Here is a 14367-nt window from a genome sequence, read left to right as displayed (position 1 = left end):
AGTCGCAAATTTTCTCATCAAACTGAACAACCATGAAACTTCAAAAGATTTTATTCCTGACACTAGCTATCCTGGTATTCAATATCGATCTGGCTGAGGCCCAAACATCACCTGTCAAAAATATTAGTGCAGCAGATTTTGAAGGACTCATGAAAAACAAAGGCGCAGTACGAGTGCTGGACGTGCGTACTCCTGAGGAAGTCGCAGAAGGACATCTAGCCGGCGCCATCAACCTTGATTACAACACTAATAACTTCAAAAATGAGTTGGCCAAACTAGATAAAAAAAGAACCTACTTGGTTTATTGCAAAGTTGGAGCGAGATCTGATAATGCAGCTAAGCTTATGAAAGAGGCAGGTTTCACTCATGTATATGCCCTAGAAGGAGGCTTAGATTCCTGGATTAAAGAGGGAAAACCAATAGAAAAATAATTGCTGAAGTCAGACCTAGTACCAAACAAAGCTCTGGAAATATTGAGCGAGCCTCCTATTCAAATCCCACGAAATGGAAAGCCTTCTTCTGGTCTGAATTCTGATGAAAGTTGATTTATTAGCAGATCCGCACAAAATCAAATCAATAAACGAGGTAATGCAGCTAATCTATTAGGGATAAAACAGCCTTAATTTTTGGTTTTGGCCAATTCCTTTCTATTTTTACGAGCCAAAATTTTGTCATAATCAAATGAGAGAAATACAGTTTCGAGAAGCCCTAAGAGAGGCAATGTCTGAAGAAATGAGACGTGATAAAGACGTTTTTTTGATGGGCGAGGAAGTTGCTGAATACAATGGAGCTTACAAAGTTTCCCAAGGAATGCTGGATGAGTTTGGTCCGGATCGTGTATATGATACTCCTATCGCAGAGCTTGGATTTTCAGGCCTAGCCGTAGGTGCCGCGATGAATGGACTGAAGCCAATTGTCGAATTCATGACGTTCAACTTCTCTCTGGTTGCTATAGATCAGATTATCAATTCCGCAGCTAAGATGCTAGCCATGTCTGGCGGAGCATACAGCGTACCGGTTGTTTTCAGAGGACCTACAGGAAATGCAGGACAATTGGGAGCTACTCACTCCTCCAACTTTGAAAATTGGTTTGCCAATACACCAGGTCTGAAAGTGATCGTTCCTTCTAATCCTTATGATGCAAAAGGCTTGATGAAAGCTGCTATCCGTGATCCAGATCCAGTAATCTTCATGGAGTCAGAAGTTATGTATTCTGACAAAGGTGAGGTACCTGAGGGTGAATATTTACTTCCTATCGGCGTAGCAGATGTGAAGAGAAAAGGCAAAGATGTCACTGTGATTTCCTTCGGTAAAATGATGAAAGTAGCCTTGGAAGCAGCAGAAGAAATGGCCAAAGAAGGTATTGAAGCTGAGGTCATAGATCTTCGTACAGTGAGACCTATTGATTATGCTACCTGTCTAGAGTCAGTGAAGAAAACCAACCGAGTAGTGATCGTAGAAGAAGCTAATCCAATCGCCGGTATTTCTTCAGAATTGACGTATCACTTCCAGCGCTATGCATTCGATTACCTAGACGCTCCAGTGATCCGAGTGAATTCTATGGACATTCCTTTGAGCTACTCACCTACTTACATTGAGGCTACTTTGCCAAATGTAAAACGCACAATAGACGCCATAAAGAAGGTTTGCTATAAAGACTAAAAACTTCGAAAACACATACAAAAGCCTGATTTCAGCAAAGGAATCAGGCTTTTTGGTTGAAATAGGTTGTAAAAATTGCCTTAGTTCTGATGCATTAAATTCCATCATGGAGCTAAAATAAGTGATCTTAGACTTCGCTCAGTCTAACTAGGCAAAACGAAAAATAAAATGCAGCACCTACGTGCCCTCGCCTTCATTCTGCGTATCCTTAGTAAGTAAAAATCCATAAAAAAAGCCCGCCCTCAAACGAGGACGGGTTTTTCTCTTGTAACCCAATCTACTATTTTACTTTCTTCACTTATTTATTTTGAGTCATTTCAGCTCCACCGCCTTCGCCTCCACCTTTCAAGTCATCGTTAGAAACAGATCTCTTTTTTCTTTTGTTTTGATCCACGCTTAGCTTACCGATTCTATAGCTGAAATTGATTTTAAAATTCATGTTTTGCATGATGTTCGTGCTATTCTGAACAATCGTTGGTGTGATGATTTCATTTTTCATCCTGAACTCTTTCATCAGGAAGTTGTCTGCTCCGAAGCCTATGCTTCCTCTTTTCTCATCAAATTGCTTGTTAATTCCCAGTCCGTAGGCAGCAAATCCACCAGCAGAACCCTGCAATTGTACACTTCTACCTCGTGCGAAAGTAAAGGCTTGGATCTGCCAATCTTTAGGTAGCGTGTAGTTACCAAATAGACGTCCGCTGATCACAAACCCATCATTGGATGCTGCATAAAGTGGGTCCGTTAGACCATTGTCCAAAAAGGCATAGTAGGCATCCACGCTTCCGTTCAAGGAGAACTTATTGTTGATACTGATATTGGTGAAAATGTTAGTACCAAATGCTCTCTCATGGCCAATATTATCATAGCCGGTGTAGATTACTCCATCATCTTGAACAGTCCTCACAGACTGGATAGATCCTGTAGTGTTTCTAAAGAAACCACTGAAGCTCACCATAGTGCCTTTGAAAAAAGTGCTATAGCCCACCTCATAGTTATCCGTGAACTCTGGATCCAACTCTGGATTACCCTGAGAAATCTGAAGAGGGTTAGATGAGTCAATATTAGGGTTTAAAAACCTTAGAGATGGACGTGAAATTCTTCTGTTATAAGACGCTTTGATCATATTTCCATTTGCAAGCTTTCTGCTCAGGTTCAAGCTAGGTACAAATGTTCCGTAGGAAGGAATGTCAGTTGTAGTAGTTTCAGTTTTGAAATCAGCATTGATCGTAGTGTACTCATATCTAAGTCCTGGTTTGATCGTATAGTTTTTGAACAGCGTAGTAGTGTAAGACACATAGCCTGCAGTCACGTTCTGATCGTAGCTAAATGCATTGCTCAACGAAGGATTAGTATTCTCTACGAATTCACCATCCGCTCCATCCGCTTGGAAATAAGCGAAATCGGAAAATGCTTTTCTATAAATATTCTTAGCTCCATACTCTAGAATCGATTGTCCATCTTTTCCCATTGGCTCTACCAAATCCAGCTGTATGGTAAATTCTTCATTTTTGCTTGGGTTGTCATTTTTCAATCGAGAGTCGATTGTTGACATATCCTCGGAGAAAAGTGTATTTATAAAAGCGTTCTCTTGGTTATTTCTGCTATAGAGAGTCAATACTGAAACTTCTTTACCCTTCTCCTCAAACGTTTTTGTGTAGTTTAAGCTAACGTCCACTGAATTGGAATTGTCCTTCGTGTCTGTTTCTCTCAAGGTATTTCTTACCAGATCACCGTTAACAAAATTCTGCGTTAGGAAATCATCTTGGTAATTTTTTGAATTTCTAATTCCAAAGTTCACCGCAGCAGTCAGGAAGTTGTACTTATCAATTTCATAATCAGCTCCGAAATTATACCTTCCAAAAAGAAACTCTCTATCGGAATCTGCCGATTGGATGATCGTAGAGGTAGTGTTATCTGGGTTGGTTACTACTTGAGTATTCTCAAAACTACCTGGGGTATTGTACCCCGCTCTTCCATATCCTCCTAGTGTAAAGCCAAATTTACCTTTTCTCGCACTTGCGTTTAGACCAAAATCCGACCCCCTCATGCCCGTGCCTGTTCTGATGTTGGCAGACATTCCTTGAAGGTTATTCTTTTTGGTCACAATATTAATTACGCCTGAAGTACCCTCAGCATCGTATTTGGCAGAAGGAGAAGTGATTACTTCTACCTCTTTGATCTCATCCGCAGGAATTTGCTTCAATGCATCTGTAATGCTACTTGCGGCAATAGCCGAAGGCCTACCATCAATCAAAACTGTAATATTGCTAGACCCTCTCATGGATACATTTCCATCCAAATCAACAGAAAGCATCGGCACTCTTCTCAGCACGTCTGTTCCATCGCCACCGGCTGTGGTTTTATCATTTTCAGCTTTGTAGATCGTGCGATCCACTCGCTCCTCTATTAATTCACGCTGACCTTGTACCGTCACTTCTTCAAGTGCCAATCCTTCGTCGGTCATTTCGATTTCACCAATATTTACATCACCGGTCTTCGCAACGACCTGAATCCCACTTATCGTTTTGGTTTCAAAACCCAAAAAGCTAATCTTCAAATCGTAAGTTCCAGGATCCATTCCAGTGATAAAAAATTTTCCATCTCCGTCAGCCACAGCACCAGCGACATTTGTATCACCTCCTGCAGCATATAAAGCGGCGGTAGCGTAAGCCACCGGCTCACCCGTTTTTGCATCTTTGGCTACTCCTATGATTTTGGAAGGAGTAGTCTCTTTCCCTGGAGTCTGCTGAGCTATAACAGTGCTAGAGCTTATTAGGAAAAAAAGTGCGATGATGTTTAGTAATTTTTTCATTTGTAGTAGATAATTGCTCAGATGATCTGGAAATTAGGAAGCTGACTTATAATAGGTGGAAGCCCCTTCCTGTACCCCAGTTGTTTTCAATTGTTGGGCCTCGTGCTTGTTGATACCCCAAAACAACAGGGTTTGTTTCGGAGTATTTTGCGTAATAGACGGCTAGGGCAGATTCATCGACAAACCCTGCGATTAACCAGACAAAGACTATCATTTTATCTGCGAATGGGCTTATCTACTCAGATGAACCGTTGGCAGTCACAATCGCCGAATTCGTAGATTGTATTTTATATAAAGGAGTGGAATACGTTAGTTTGGATACTGAAAATCAGATTTATGATCAACCTAAGTCCTAAAAGCAAAGTCTCAATTCTTGTTCACGTATTGGGTTGGGCGATGCTCTGCACCGTGCTCCTCCTCCTCTCCCCTCTTTCTTGGCGAGTGGATATTCCGGTAGAATTTTGGTTTAGGCAAGTACTAATGGCCATATCGCTAATTACTCTCTTCTACGTCAATATGCTCAGGTTCGTGCCAAAGGTCTTATTGAGAGGTAATTACACCATCTACCTCATCTCTGTCATTCTCGGCGGTGTACTTTTCGTAGGCTTATTTATTTACATAGAAAACTTCCTGAATCTACCTGAACTGATGCATAAGGCATTTAACCCAGACAAACCCTATGTCAACAAAGGGAGGAGACTTTCCGGAGATATTTTTAATGGAATGATTTATTTACTGACTATAGGGATCAGTACCTCTGTGGCTTCGGTGCAGAAGTGGCAAAAGGATGAACTACTCAGACGAGAGCTGGACCAACAGCGAATCAACACCGAACTTTCTTATCTCAAAGCCCAGATCAACCCTCACTTCTTTTTCAACACACTCAATAATATCTATGCACTTACCAATCTTGATGTAAAAAAGGCTCAGGAAGCACTTTTGAAGCTATCGAGAATGATGCGCTACGTGTTATATGAAAACCAGAAAAATGAAACTTTGCTGAGTCGAGAAGTAAGTTTCATCAATGATTATATAGAATTGATGAAGATGAGGTTGACAGAGAAAGTTACACTCAATATCTCGGTGGACGACCCCAAAGATGATCTGCTTATCGCTCCGATGCTTTTGCTTCCATTTTTGGAAAATTCCTTCAAACATGGCGTGAGCAGCCAGCAAGCCAGCGAAATCATGGTCAAATTGGAAGTAATGGGGAGTACTGTATTTTTTGAAACAAGAAATCATATTTTCCCAGTACATTCGGAAAGTCCCGAAGCCAAAGAAAACGGTATCGGCATGGTTAATACCCAGCGAAGATTGAGTCTCCTCTATCCGGATAAGCATAGATTGAAATTTGGAAAAGACGAAGACAAACAGGAGTATTGGGTAAACCTTACGATCAATCTGGAATAAAACTCAGCCTCTCGAATTCGACACACACTGGGATTGTTATTTCCGAAGCGAGACTATCCTGAAGAAAAATGAAGGTAGCCTTCCTGACAATTATACACTAATTATTGCCTGATGAAACTTAACTGCGTAGCCATTGACGATGAACCTCTTGGACTAGAGTTACTCAGCAAGTTCATCGAGCAAACGTCTTTTCTGAATTTAATTGGGAAATTTTCCAATGCCATAGAAGCATTGGGATTCATCAATCAAAACGAGGTGCAGCTCGCATTTATGGACATTCAAATGCCTGATCTATCGGGCATGGAGCTAGCAAGAGTACTGGACGGCAAAAAAAACGCCGATAAAACCCGGATTATTTTTGCGACAGCCTATCACCAATTTGCAATAGAAGGCTATAAAGTGGACGCATTAGATTATTTATTAAAGCCATATAGCTACGAAGACTTTTTGAATGCGGCTACCAAGGCCTATTCCTACTTCGAGAGACTCGCTCAACCAAAACCCGAATCAATAGCTACTGACAGTGCTGCTCCAGAATATATATTCCTCAAAGTAGAATATCAACTCGTCAAAGTTAATCTAAAGGACATTGCGTATGTGGAAGCTTACAAGGACTACGTGAAAGTACATTTACTTTCCAAGCCTAATCCACTGCTTTCTCTCACAAGCTTGAAAAGCATGGAGGAATTACTCCCTGCAGAAAAGTTCATGCGAGTGCATCGTTCCTATATCGTCGCACTTGATCACATCGATTCTGTTTCTAAAAACGTCATTCAAATCGGTCAAAATCACATCAGCGTTAGTGATAACTATAAGGAAGGGTTTTTAGAATTCATGAGTCGCTGGATGAATTGAACAGGCTTTCGCGATTTTCAGCTAACTAATTTTTTTAAAGTACGGGAGTAATTTCAGGCAAAATTTACCTGTGTTCATAACTCGAGGGTACATATTACCCCTGTTATTTTATGTGTTTATTATTTGATCTTTAATGTCCATAGGGAATTCCCATGGTTATAATCATCCCAGTGTATGACGTTCTTCGTCAAGCCTGTCTGCCTGAGGCAGGCCTGCCTGCCTCAGGCAGACTCGATTTCATGACATTTAAGAATGAGGATGGAAATTTCGTAATCCGCGGAAGCTTAAACCTCCACCAAATTTCATACACTCTCATCACACTAAAGACTGCATTTTAGTAGCTTGCTTTACAAATCATCCTTTTAGCTCTCATGACCGAAAAACAGAAGCAATTTATGCAACAAGCGATTGACTTGGCTCAATCAGGAATGGAATCTGGGAACGGAGGACCATTTGGATGTGTGATAGTCAAAGACGATCAGGTGATAGGAAGCGGTAGCAACATGGTTACTACAACTATGGACCCGACTGCACATGCAGAAGTGGTAGCCATCCGAGACGCTTGCAAAAACCTCAATCATTTCCAATTGGAGGGTTGCGAAGTCTATACCTCCTGCGAACCGTGCCCCATGTGTCTTGGAGCAATTTTTTGGGCTAGGCCAAGTCGGGTTTACTATGCCTGCACACATGAGGACGCCACAGCTGCTGGTTTTGACGATTCATTTATCTATCGAGAAATACAAGTTGCACCCCAAGATCGACAGATTCCTATGGAAGGAATGATGCGTGAAGAATCTCAAAAAGTCTTTGAACTCTGGAAGACAAAAGGAGATAAGACCCTGTATTGAGAGGACTTTCTTGGAGTTAATAAGTTGGTGGATGGATGTTCAAAAATTTAAATTAAGCTACTCAAAAACTCTTCAGCAGTCATCACCGGCAAGGTGGAACTCTTAAAGTCCTTTCCATTTCGAGTGATGATGATCGAGCATTTGGCTTGTAAAGCCGTGAAATACTGAACAGCATCTTCAAAATCATTAAAACCAGAATTCAATCCTTTTTCAATTACTTCTTCATTAACTTCACCTACCTCACAGAGTATTTTGAACATTCGAAGCTTCCTCAAAACTGAATCTGAAGCTTCATATTTATTCAAAACATAATCAACGGTTATAAATGACAGTGGAGAAACAACTAGGGTGATTTTCTTCTGATCAGCTAACGTCGCCACATTAGCAATAGCATCGTAGAAAGGGACTCTTTCTCCCAGCAAATCCAAGATCACATTAGTATCTAAAAAGATTTTGCTCATTTGTATTTATTATCCAAATAGTCAGCACGATCCTTTTTATAATCGAAGTCTGCTGGGATTTTAACTCCTGAAGTAAGACTTTTCACAAAGGGAGAAATCTCACGCTCATCAGCGGGCTGATCTGAGGTCAATGAATTCAGATAATTCTCAATCAATCGAGACAAGCTCAACTTCCTATCAGATGCAAATATTTTAGCTTTTTCAATTACCTTTTGATTGAGCTTTAAAGTGAGTTTGGTATCCATAAGGCAAAGTATTGTACGTACAAATATATTGATTTTTATACGTAAGAATTAATACGATAGATTCATCTTTCAATTTTGAATCGTCCCACCGTGACAGACTATGGGTAGATCTATACTATTCCATGAATCTGCTATGCCTTTAGGTACAGCCCTAATATTCCCAGAATTCATAGAGCCGTACCTGACGGCACGGCTGGCTTCGGTTTAAACAATTTATTACCCATAGCTTTTCCCTAAAGAGACGACAAAGCCTTCAAAAATCAGACAATCCTACACAGGCAGCGTTGTTTCATGCTAGAAATTAGACAAACTTCAGTGTCTTTAAAGGAACGGTCAGAATCAATAAATTACTGTGAGTGATATTAAAAAGAAGGTTGTTCTTGGAGTTTATGAGAAATAAATTCACTAATCACTTGAGATCATCTCGGATTTTGCCAGTAATAAGGATATCTCTAGTAACACTCAGATCAACTCCCAAGGCAGTGCTAATTTTATTCAAATCTGCTTTTTCTAAACGTTCTAAATATTCAGAATCAAGCATGATATGTAATAAATCTTCTTCCTCACTACCCAAAATATCGGTTATACCTACAATCTTTGGTTCGGGAGTGATTTCCACTCGAGAAAAATCTTCAAGCTTCATTTGAACTCCGCATGAAGTTGCTAGAATTAGAAGCATTAAAATTAATAATCTATTCATGAGGCTAAATATGCAAAAGAAACTCACATCATGGTAATAGCGCCCTCTGCGTCACCCTCCGTGCCCACCGCGGTAAAAAATCTACACCTATAAATCTAAAAAAACAAAAAACCCGATCTCGCGACCGGGTTTCATTTTCTTATCTTCTTCCTCCCTTACCTGGTGGAAGCATCTTACTCATGGCGGCTTTAGCACCGCCCATTTTGTTCATCTGTTTCATCATCTTGCGCATATCACCAAACTGCTTCATCAAATTATTCACCTCCACGATAGTTCGGCCGGATCCTGCTGCAAGCCTTTTTCTTCTACTTCCATCGATCAAATCCGGGTGCTCTCGCTCTGCCGGAGTCATAGATCGGATGATCGCCTCGATTGGTTTGAAAGAATCATCGTCTATATCCAAACCTTTGATAGCCTTACCCATGCCAGGAATCATCCCTAGCAAATCCTTGATGTTACCCATTTTCTTCACCTGCTCCAGCTGAGAAAGAAAATCATCAAAGTTGAAATTATTGGAACGGATCTTCGAGTTGATACGCTTGGCTTCATCTTCGTCGAAGGATTGCTGAGCTCTTTCCACCAGAGAAATGACGTCACCCATACCTAGGATTCGCTGGGCCATACGATCTGGGTGGAACACGTCCAGATCTTCCATTTTCTCACCTGTAGAGATAAATTTGATCGGCTTATTCACTACGTGACGAATGGAAATCGCCGCACCACCTCGTGTATCACCATCGAGTTTGGTCAGTACTACACCGTCGAAATTCAAGCGCTCGTCAAATGTCTTCGCCGTATTCACTGCATCTTGACCCGTCATGGAATCAACCACAAAAAGTGTCTCAGAAGGATTCAAGGCCTTTTTCAGCGCCTCGATTTCGTTCATCATCACCTCATCTACGGCCAGACGACCAGCCGTATCGACTACTACAGTTTTCTTACCGGTTTTCTTTGCGTAAGCGATCGCATTGTTTGCGATTTCCAGGGCATTCTTATTCTCCGGTTCGGCGTAAACCTCCACACCTATCTGCTCACCTAGTACTTTCAACTGATCAATCGCAGCAGGTCTGTAAATATCACAAGCAACCAATAATACCTGTCGTCCTTGCTTTTTCAGATGTGCTCCAAGCTTACCAGTAAAAGTTGTTTTACCAGAACCCTGAAGACCGGAGATCAAAATAATCGATGGATCACCAGAAATTTTGATATCCTCTTTCTTCCCACCCATAAGCTTTGTAAGCTCTTCCTGAGTGATTTTGATCAGCAATTGACCTGGGGAAACGGCGATCAAGACGTCACGACCGAGGGCTTCGGTCTTGATGGTATCCGTGACTTCTTTGGCTACTTTATAGTTAACATCGGCATCTATCAAAGCTCTTCTGATCTCTTTGACGGTAGTTGCGACGTTTATTTCGGTGATTGTCCCGGTACCTTTCAGCGTTTTGAAAGCCCGGTCTAATTTTAAACTTAAATTATCAAACATTCCTTATCTGGCTATTTGGTGCAAAAGTAATGATTTTCATGAGGTATGGAAAGGAGAAATCTATCTATTCGAGCTAGAGCATAGCTATTTTTGTAGATGGGCGTTTGCCCATAAATCCCTAATTTGCGGTCGCATCCATTTTCCAAAGAAAAACTCTTTTCATGCAGTTGAATTTCAAAAAAGACGTCCTGCCTCATTTGGTGGGAATCGCCATTTTCTATGCTATCGTAGTCGTTTATTTTGCCCCTGTTGTTCTTGAGGATCAAGTGATCATGCAAGGAGATATCCTGAAATGGGAAGGATCAGCGAAGGAGGCATTGGATTATCGTGAAGCTACCGGAGAGGAAGCATTATGGACAACTAGCGTTTTTGGGGGAATGCCAGCCTATTTTATCAGCTTGGAATTTGCCGGTGACATCACAAATGGATTGGTTTCAGTCCTCACTTTAGGACTTCCGCATCCGGTAAACAGCCTTTTTCTTGGCATGGTTGCCATGTATGTGCTTATGCTCACATTCGGCGTCCGGCCGGTTTTTGCGATTATTGCGAGTGTTGCTTTTGCCTTGAGCTCCTATAATCTACTGAGCCTAGCGGCAGGTCACAATGCAAAAATCTGGGCGATCAGTCTGATGCCTATGATCCTGCTGGGGATTCATCTGGCTTTCAAAAAGAAACTACTGCTTGGTGCTGCCATTTTAGCACTTGGACTTCTGCTTCAGCTAAAGTTCAACCATGTGCAGATCACCTATTACACGCTTATCATCGCCGTCATTTATGTCACCGTTAGACTGGTTTATGATTGGAAAAAAGAAGGAGTAGCCCAACTAGGAAAAATCATTGGTGCCTTGGTTTTAGGAGCCGCATTGGCTGTGGGAGGCAATATTGGACGATTAGCAACAGCGCTCGAATACGCACCTTATTCCACCCGAGGTGAAAGCACTTTGGAATCCGCATCAGCTGGATTGGATAAGGATTATGCATTTTCTTGGTCCAATGGCAAGCTGGAAACCCTGACTTTATTGGTTCCAAATTTTTACGGCGGCGGAAGCAGCACGCCACTTGGAAAAGGTACCGCCTCTGAAAAAGCCTTGCGCAGCAATGGTCTTGATCCCGCTCAAATCAATGGGTTTTTGCAAGGCGCACCGACCTATTGGGGAGATCAGCCATTTACTGGTGGACCGATTTACGGGGGAGTGATTCTTGTTTTTCTTGCTTTTATTGGAATTTGGGCTGCGCCTAAAGAGAGTCTTTACACCTTCGGCGCGATTATTATTCTTTCACTTTTACTTTCTTGGGGAAAAAACCTGAGCTGGTTCAATTATTTGCTTTTCGATATTCTGCCAGGCTACAATAAGTTCCGGGCAGTATCCATGGCACTCGGTATGACGCTTTTTGCCATTCCAGCATTGGCCGCTATTTCTCTGGAAAGAATATATCGAAACAAGGACTTCAAACCACTTTATCTTGCAGGAGCCTCGATTGGAGGACTTTTGCTTTTGCTTGCTATAGGCGCTGGCCTGTTCAGATTTGAAGGGGCAGCTGATGCGGGTCTGCCGGATTGGTTGATAGGAGCGCTTCGTGAAGACCGTAAGGCTATGCTTTCTGCAAGTGCTTGGAGAAGCTTGGCACTAGTAGCAGCCTCTTTTGCCTTGATTTATTTTGCCCTTAAAAACAAGATTTCGGACATCGTTTTAGGCTTGGGTATTTTCGCGCTAGTTACGCTAGATCTTTGGACTGTAAATAAGCAGTACTTGAACGAAAGCGCCTTTCAGGCAAATCCTACGAAAGCTTATTTTGCAGAAACGCCAGCTGACCAAGTGATAGCCAAAGATTCTGATTATTTCAGAGTTCTCGACCTCACTGAGGGCCTAACCTCCACAGGAAAATCAGCTTACAGATTTCATAGCCTAGGTGGGTATCACGGAGCAAAAATGCGTAGATATCAAGACTTGCTGGACAACAGATTGAATTTTGAATTGAATGATTTTGTGAAAAAAGCTCAGGAAGGAAATTTTGATTTCGCAGGAATACAGACAATCAATATGATGAATACGAAATATGTGGTCGCAGGAACAGCTGCCAATTCTGTATTTGAAAATCCTGAAGCTAATGGCCCTGCTTGGGTACCTTCTCAAATCGTATCCGTTCAGAGCAATCAGGAAGAAATGGACGAACTAGGTAGAATAGACACTAAAGCTCAGGCAACTGTAAATACTTCGGAGTTTGGAGAGATCACGGCTGGTGCTGGGCAAATCACCCATACTTCCTACGCGCCAAATGAGCTGAAATATCAAGCTGATATGACTTCAGAAGGACTCGCTGTTTTCTCAGAAATCTACTATCCTGAGGGCTGGACGGCCACAATAGATGGCGTTGAAACTGATATTTTGAGAGCGAATTACCTCCTGCGTGGCTTGATTATTCCAGCTGGAAGTCATGAGATTGTTTTTAAGTTTTTGCCAAAAAGCTATACCGCCACCAAAACTCCCATGATCATTTTCCAATACCTGATTGTATTGACTTTGATAGCAGGAGTATTTTTCACCATCAGAGAAAAGAATGAAAGAGGATAAAGATAAAGTCGTCAGTTTTTACGATCAGTTTGCAGAAAAACAAGAACAGACCGGGATCAACTCCAGACATTTAAGTATCCTGGATAAGGTGATTGAAGCTGGGCTAAACGCAAATCACCGCGTGCTTGAAGTGGGCTGCGGGATAGGCACGGTGAGCCATTTACTTGCTAATCAAGTGAAGCAGGGGGAAGTTCTCGCTGTGGATATTTCTCCGGAAAGCATAGAAAAAGCAAAGGTACTCTGGAAGAGCCAGTCCAATCTGAAGTTTGAAGTTTCGGATATGTCCGACTTCGATAAACAAGGAAAAACCTTCGATTTTTTTGTGTTTCCGGATGTCTTAGAGCATATTCCTGTGGATCAGCATCAGCGCCTTTTCAACAACATCCACAAACATGCGCATCAGGATTCAGTGATATTTATCCATATACCTGCGCCTAGGTATTTGCAGTGGATGATAGAAAATGAACCGCAAAAATTACAGGTAATCGATCAGCCTTTGGATTCTGGTGACCTGATCAAAAGCATCACTTCCAATGGCTTTTACCTGGAAAAAATGGAAACCTACCCTATCTTTTTCCAAGAGAAAGATTATCAATACTTCGTGTTTAGAGCGATAAAGCCACTTTTCAAATCCACCCCTAGGAGCAAATGGGAGGTTTTGAAGGAGCGAATTATCATTAGATTAAAGCATGGAATTTTAAAATAAAAGAAATGAAAATAGCAGCAAACACCGTGGTGGGGCTCACCTATGAGCTCAAAGTAGCCAAAGAAGCAGACGAAATCGAATCAGCACCATTCAGTGTGGAAGTACGAGACACAGAGGATCCTTTTTATTTTCTGTTTGGCACAAGTGATCTGCCTGCGAAATTCGAGGAATTACTTCTCGGCAAAGAGCAAGGCGAAGACTTCTCCTTCGTCATTCCTGTAGCTGAAGCTTACGGAGAAATTGACGAAGACTTGATCGTCAACCTTCCCAAATCGCAGTTTTCCGGAGAAAATGGATTCAACCCAGAAATGCTTCAGGAAGGAAATTTCCTTCCTTTGATGGATGAAGATGGCTATCCCATGCAAGCAAAAATCTTAAAGGATCTGGGAGATGATGTTCTTCTAGACTTCAATCACCCTTTAGTAGGTTTCGATTTGCACTTCGAGGGAAATATCGAAGAAGTGCGAGAAGCGACGAAAGACGAATTGGCTCATGGACATGTGCATGGCGCTCACGGAGCTCATGACGAGGAATAAATTGTAACTAGTGAATTCTGTAAGAGGTAAGAAGTAAGCCACTACGCTTCTTACCTCTTTGTTTTTGTTTCCAGTT

Annotated in this window: 13 protein-coding genes; 8 read left to right on the top strand and 5 right to left on the bottom strand. The window is 41.7% G+C overall.

The window, feature by feature from the left end; genetic code table 11:
• Positions 1-32 precede the first annotated feature (32 nt).
• Together ABJH64_RS11190 and ABJH64_RS11185 are read left to right on the top strand one after the other, a co-directional pair.
• Positions 33-431: a rhodanese-like domain-containing protein gene (locus ABJH64_RS11190; protein ID WP_348276856.1), complete on the top strand. Its 399-nt coding sequence runs from the start codon at positions 33-35 to the stop codon at positions 429-431.
• A 250-nt stretch (positions 432-681) separates the two neighbouring features.
• The gene (locus tag ABJH64_RS11185; RefSeq protein ID WP_348276855.1) at positions 682-1662 is read left to right on the top strand and encodes a pyruvate dehydrogenase complex E1 component subunit beta; all 981 of its coding nucleotides are present in this window, start codon (positions 682-684) and stop codon (positions 1660-1662) included.
• 298 nt (positions 1663-1960) lie between these two features.
• Here ABJH64_RS11185 and ABJH64_RS11180 read toward each other — a convergent pair whose 3' ends face one another.
• Entirely contained in the window at positions 1961-4474 is a 2514-nt protein-coding gene (locus ABJH64_RS11180) for an outer membrane beta-barrel family protein (RefSeq protein WP_348276854.1), read from the bottom strand.
• Between the two features lie 336 nt (positions 4475-4810).
• On the opposite strand from ABJH64_RS11180, the gene ABJH64_RS11175 reads away from it, so the two are divergent.
• The 3 genes from ABJH64_RS11175 to ABJH64_RS11165 all read left to right on the top strand — a co-directional run bounded on the left by ABJH64_RS11175 (position 4811) and on the right by ABJH64_RS11165 (position 7587).
• The gene (locus ABJH64_RS11175; RefSeq protein WP_348276852.1) at positions 4811-5884 is read left to right on the top strand and encodes a histidine kinase; all 1074 of its coding nucleotides are present in this window, start codon (positions 4811-4813) and stop codon (positions 5882-5884) included.
• Between the two features lie 111 nt (positions 5885-5995).
• The gene (locus ABJH64_RS11170) at positions 5996-6739 is read left to right on the top strand and encodes a LytTR family DNA-binding domain-containing protein (protein ID WP_348276851.1); all 744 of its coding nucleotides are present in this window, start codon (positions 5996-5998) and stop codon (positions 6737-6739) included.
• Between the two features lie 371 nt (positions 6740-7110).
• A complete protein-coding gene (locus tag ABJH64_RS11165; RefSeq protein WP_348276850.1) occupies positions 7111-7587 on the top strand; it encodes a nucleoside deaminase in 477 nt (158 codons plus the stop codon).
• A gap of 47 nt (positions 7588-7634) precedes the next feature.
• Here ABJH64_RS11165 and ABJH64_RS11160 read toward each other — a convergent pair whose 3' ends face one another.
• The 4 genes from ABJH64_RS11160 to ffh form a co-directional block, all read right to left on the bottom strand.
• Positions 7635-8048, bottom strand: a complete 414-nt coding sequence (locus ABJH64_RS11160; RefSeq protein ID WP_348276849.1) for a PIN domain-containing protein — start codon at positions 8046-8048, stop codon at positions 7635-7637.
• The gene (locus ABJH64_RS11155; RefSeq protein WP_348276848.1) at positions 8045-8293 is read right to left on the bottom strand and encodes a DUF6364 family protein; all 249 of its coding nucleotides are present in this window, start codon (positions 8291-8293) and stop codon (positions 8045-8047) included. Before ABJH64_RS11155 ends, ABJH64_RS11160 begins: the two co-directional genes overlap by 4 nt.
• A 409-nt stretch (positions 8294-8702) precedes the next feature.
• Positions 8703-8993: a hypothetical protein gene (locus ABJH64_RS11150; RefSeq protein ID WP_348276847.1), complete on the bottom strand. Its 291-nt coding sequence runs from the start codon at positions 8991-8993 to the stop codon at positions 8703-8705.
• A 139-nt stretch (positions 8994-9132) separates the two neighbouring features.
• Entirely contained in the window at positions 9133-10476 is a 1344-nt protein-coding gene (gene ffh / locus ABJH64_RS11145; protein WP_348276846.1) for a signal recognition particle protein, read from the bottom strand.
• Positions 10477-10637: 161 nt separating this feature from the next.
• Here ffh and ABJH64_RS11140 point away from each other — a divergent pair, with 161 nt between their 5' ends.
• Genes ABJH64_RS11140 through ABJH64_RS11130 form a run of 3 tightly spaced genes read left to right on the top strand, consistent with a single transcriptional unit; the run spans position 10638 to position 14291 of the window.
• Complete coding sequence (locus tag ABJH64_RS11140; RefSeq protein WP_348276845.1) at positions 10638-13049, top strand: YfhO family protein; 2412 nt, start codon at positions 10638-10640, stop codon at positions 13047-13049.
• The gene (locus ABJH64_RS11135) at positions 13036-13755 is read left to right on the top strand and encodes a class I SAM-dependent methyltransferase (protein WP_348276844.1); all 720 of its coding nucleotides are present in this window, start codon (positions 13036-13038) and stop codon (positions 13753-13755) included. Before ABJH64_RS11140 ends, ABJH64_RS11135 begins: the two co-directional genes overlap by 14 nt.
• Before the next feature lie 5 nt (positions 13756-13760).
• A complete protein-coding gene (locus ABJH64_RS11130; RefSeq protein WP_348276843.1) occupies positions 13761-14291 on the top strand; it encodes a peptidylprolyl isomerase in 531 nt (176 codons plus the stop codon).
• Positions 14292-14367: the final 76 nt, after the last annotated feature.

It is taken from the genome of Algoriphagus sp. (assembly GCF_039969895.1).
Classification (GTDB): Bacteria; Bacteroidota; Bacteroidia; order Cytophagales; family Cyclobacteriaceae; genus Algoriphagus.
Note: the sequence above shows the minus strand (reverse complement) of the source record. Positions and strands in the feature narration are given on the sequence as shown.

Excerpts from the sequence above, each read along its gene's own strand:
- ABJH64_RS11170 (WP_348276851.1), top strand. The coding sequence starts at position 5,996 with ATGAAACTTAACTGCGTAGCCATTGACGATGAACCTCTTGGACTAGAG.
- ABJH64_RS11185 (WP_348276855.1), top strand. The coding sequence starts at position 682 with ATGAGAGAAATACAGTTTCGAGAAGCCCTAAGAGAGGCAATGTCTGAA.
- ABJH64_RS11190 (WP_348276856.1), top strand. The coding sequence starts at position 33 with ATGAAACTTCAAAAGATTTTATTCCTGACACTAGCTATCCTGGTATTC.
- ABJH64_RS11180 (WP_348276854.1), bottom strand. The coding sequence starts at position 4,474 with ATGAAAAAATTACTAAACATCATCGCACTTTTTTTCCTAATAAGCTCT.
- ABJH64_RS11150 (WP_348276847.1), bottom strand. The coding sequence starts at position 8,993 with ATGAATAGATTATTAATTTTAATGCTTCTAATTCTAGCAACTTCATGC.
- ABJH64_RS11140 (WP_348276845.1), top strand. The coding sequence starts at position 10,638 with ATGCAGTTGAATTTCAAAAAAGACGTCCTGCCTCATTTGGTGGGAATC.
- ffh (WP_348276846.1), bottom strand. The coding sequence starts at position 10,476 with ATGTTTGATAATTTAAGTTTAAAATTAGACCGGGCTTTCAAAACGCTG.
- ABJH64_RS11160 (WP_348276849.1), bottom strand. The coding sequence starts at position 8,048 with ATGAGCAAAATCTTTTTAGATACTAATGTGATCTTGGATTTGCTGGGA.
- ABJH64_RS11130 (WP_348276843.1), top strand. The coding sequence starts at position 13,761 with ATGAAAATAGCAGCAAACACCGTGGTGGGGCTCACCTATGAGCTCAAA.
- ABJH64_RS11175 (WP_348276852.1), top strand. The coding sequence starts at position 4,811 with ATGATCAACCTAAGTCCTAAAAGCAAAGTCTCAATTCTTGTTCACGTA.
- ABJH64_RS11155 (WP_348276848.1), bottom strand. The coding sequence starts at position 8,293 with ATGGATACCAAACTCACTTTAAAGCTCAATCAAAAGGTAATTGAAAAA.
- ABJH64_RS11165 (WP_348276850.1), top strand. The coding sequence starts at position 7,111 with ATGACCGAAAAACAGAAGCAATTTATGCAACAAGCGATTGACTTGGCT.
- ABJH64_RS11135 (WP_348276844.1), top strand. The coding sequence starts at position 13,036 with ATGAAAGAGGATAAAGATAAAGTCGTCAGTTTTTACGATCAGTTTGCA.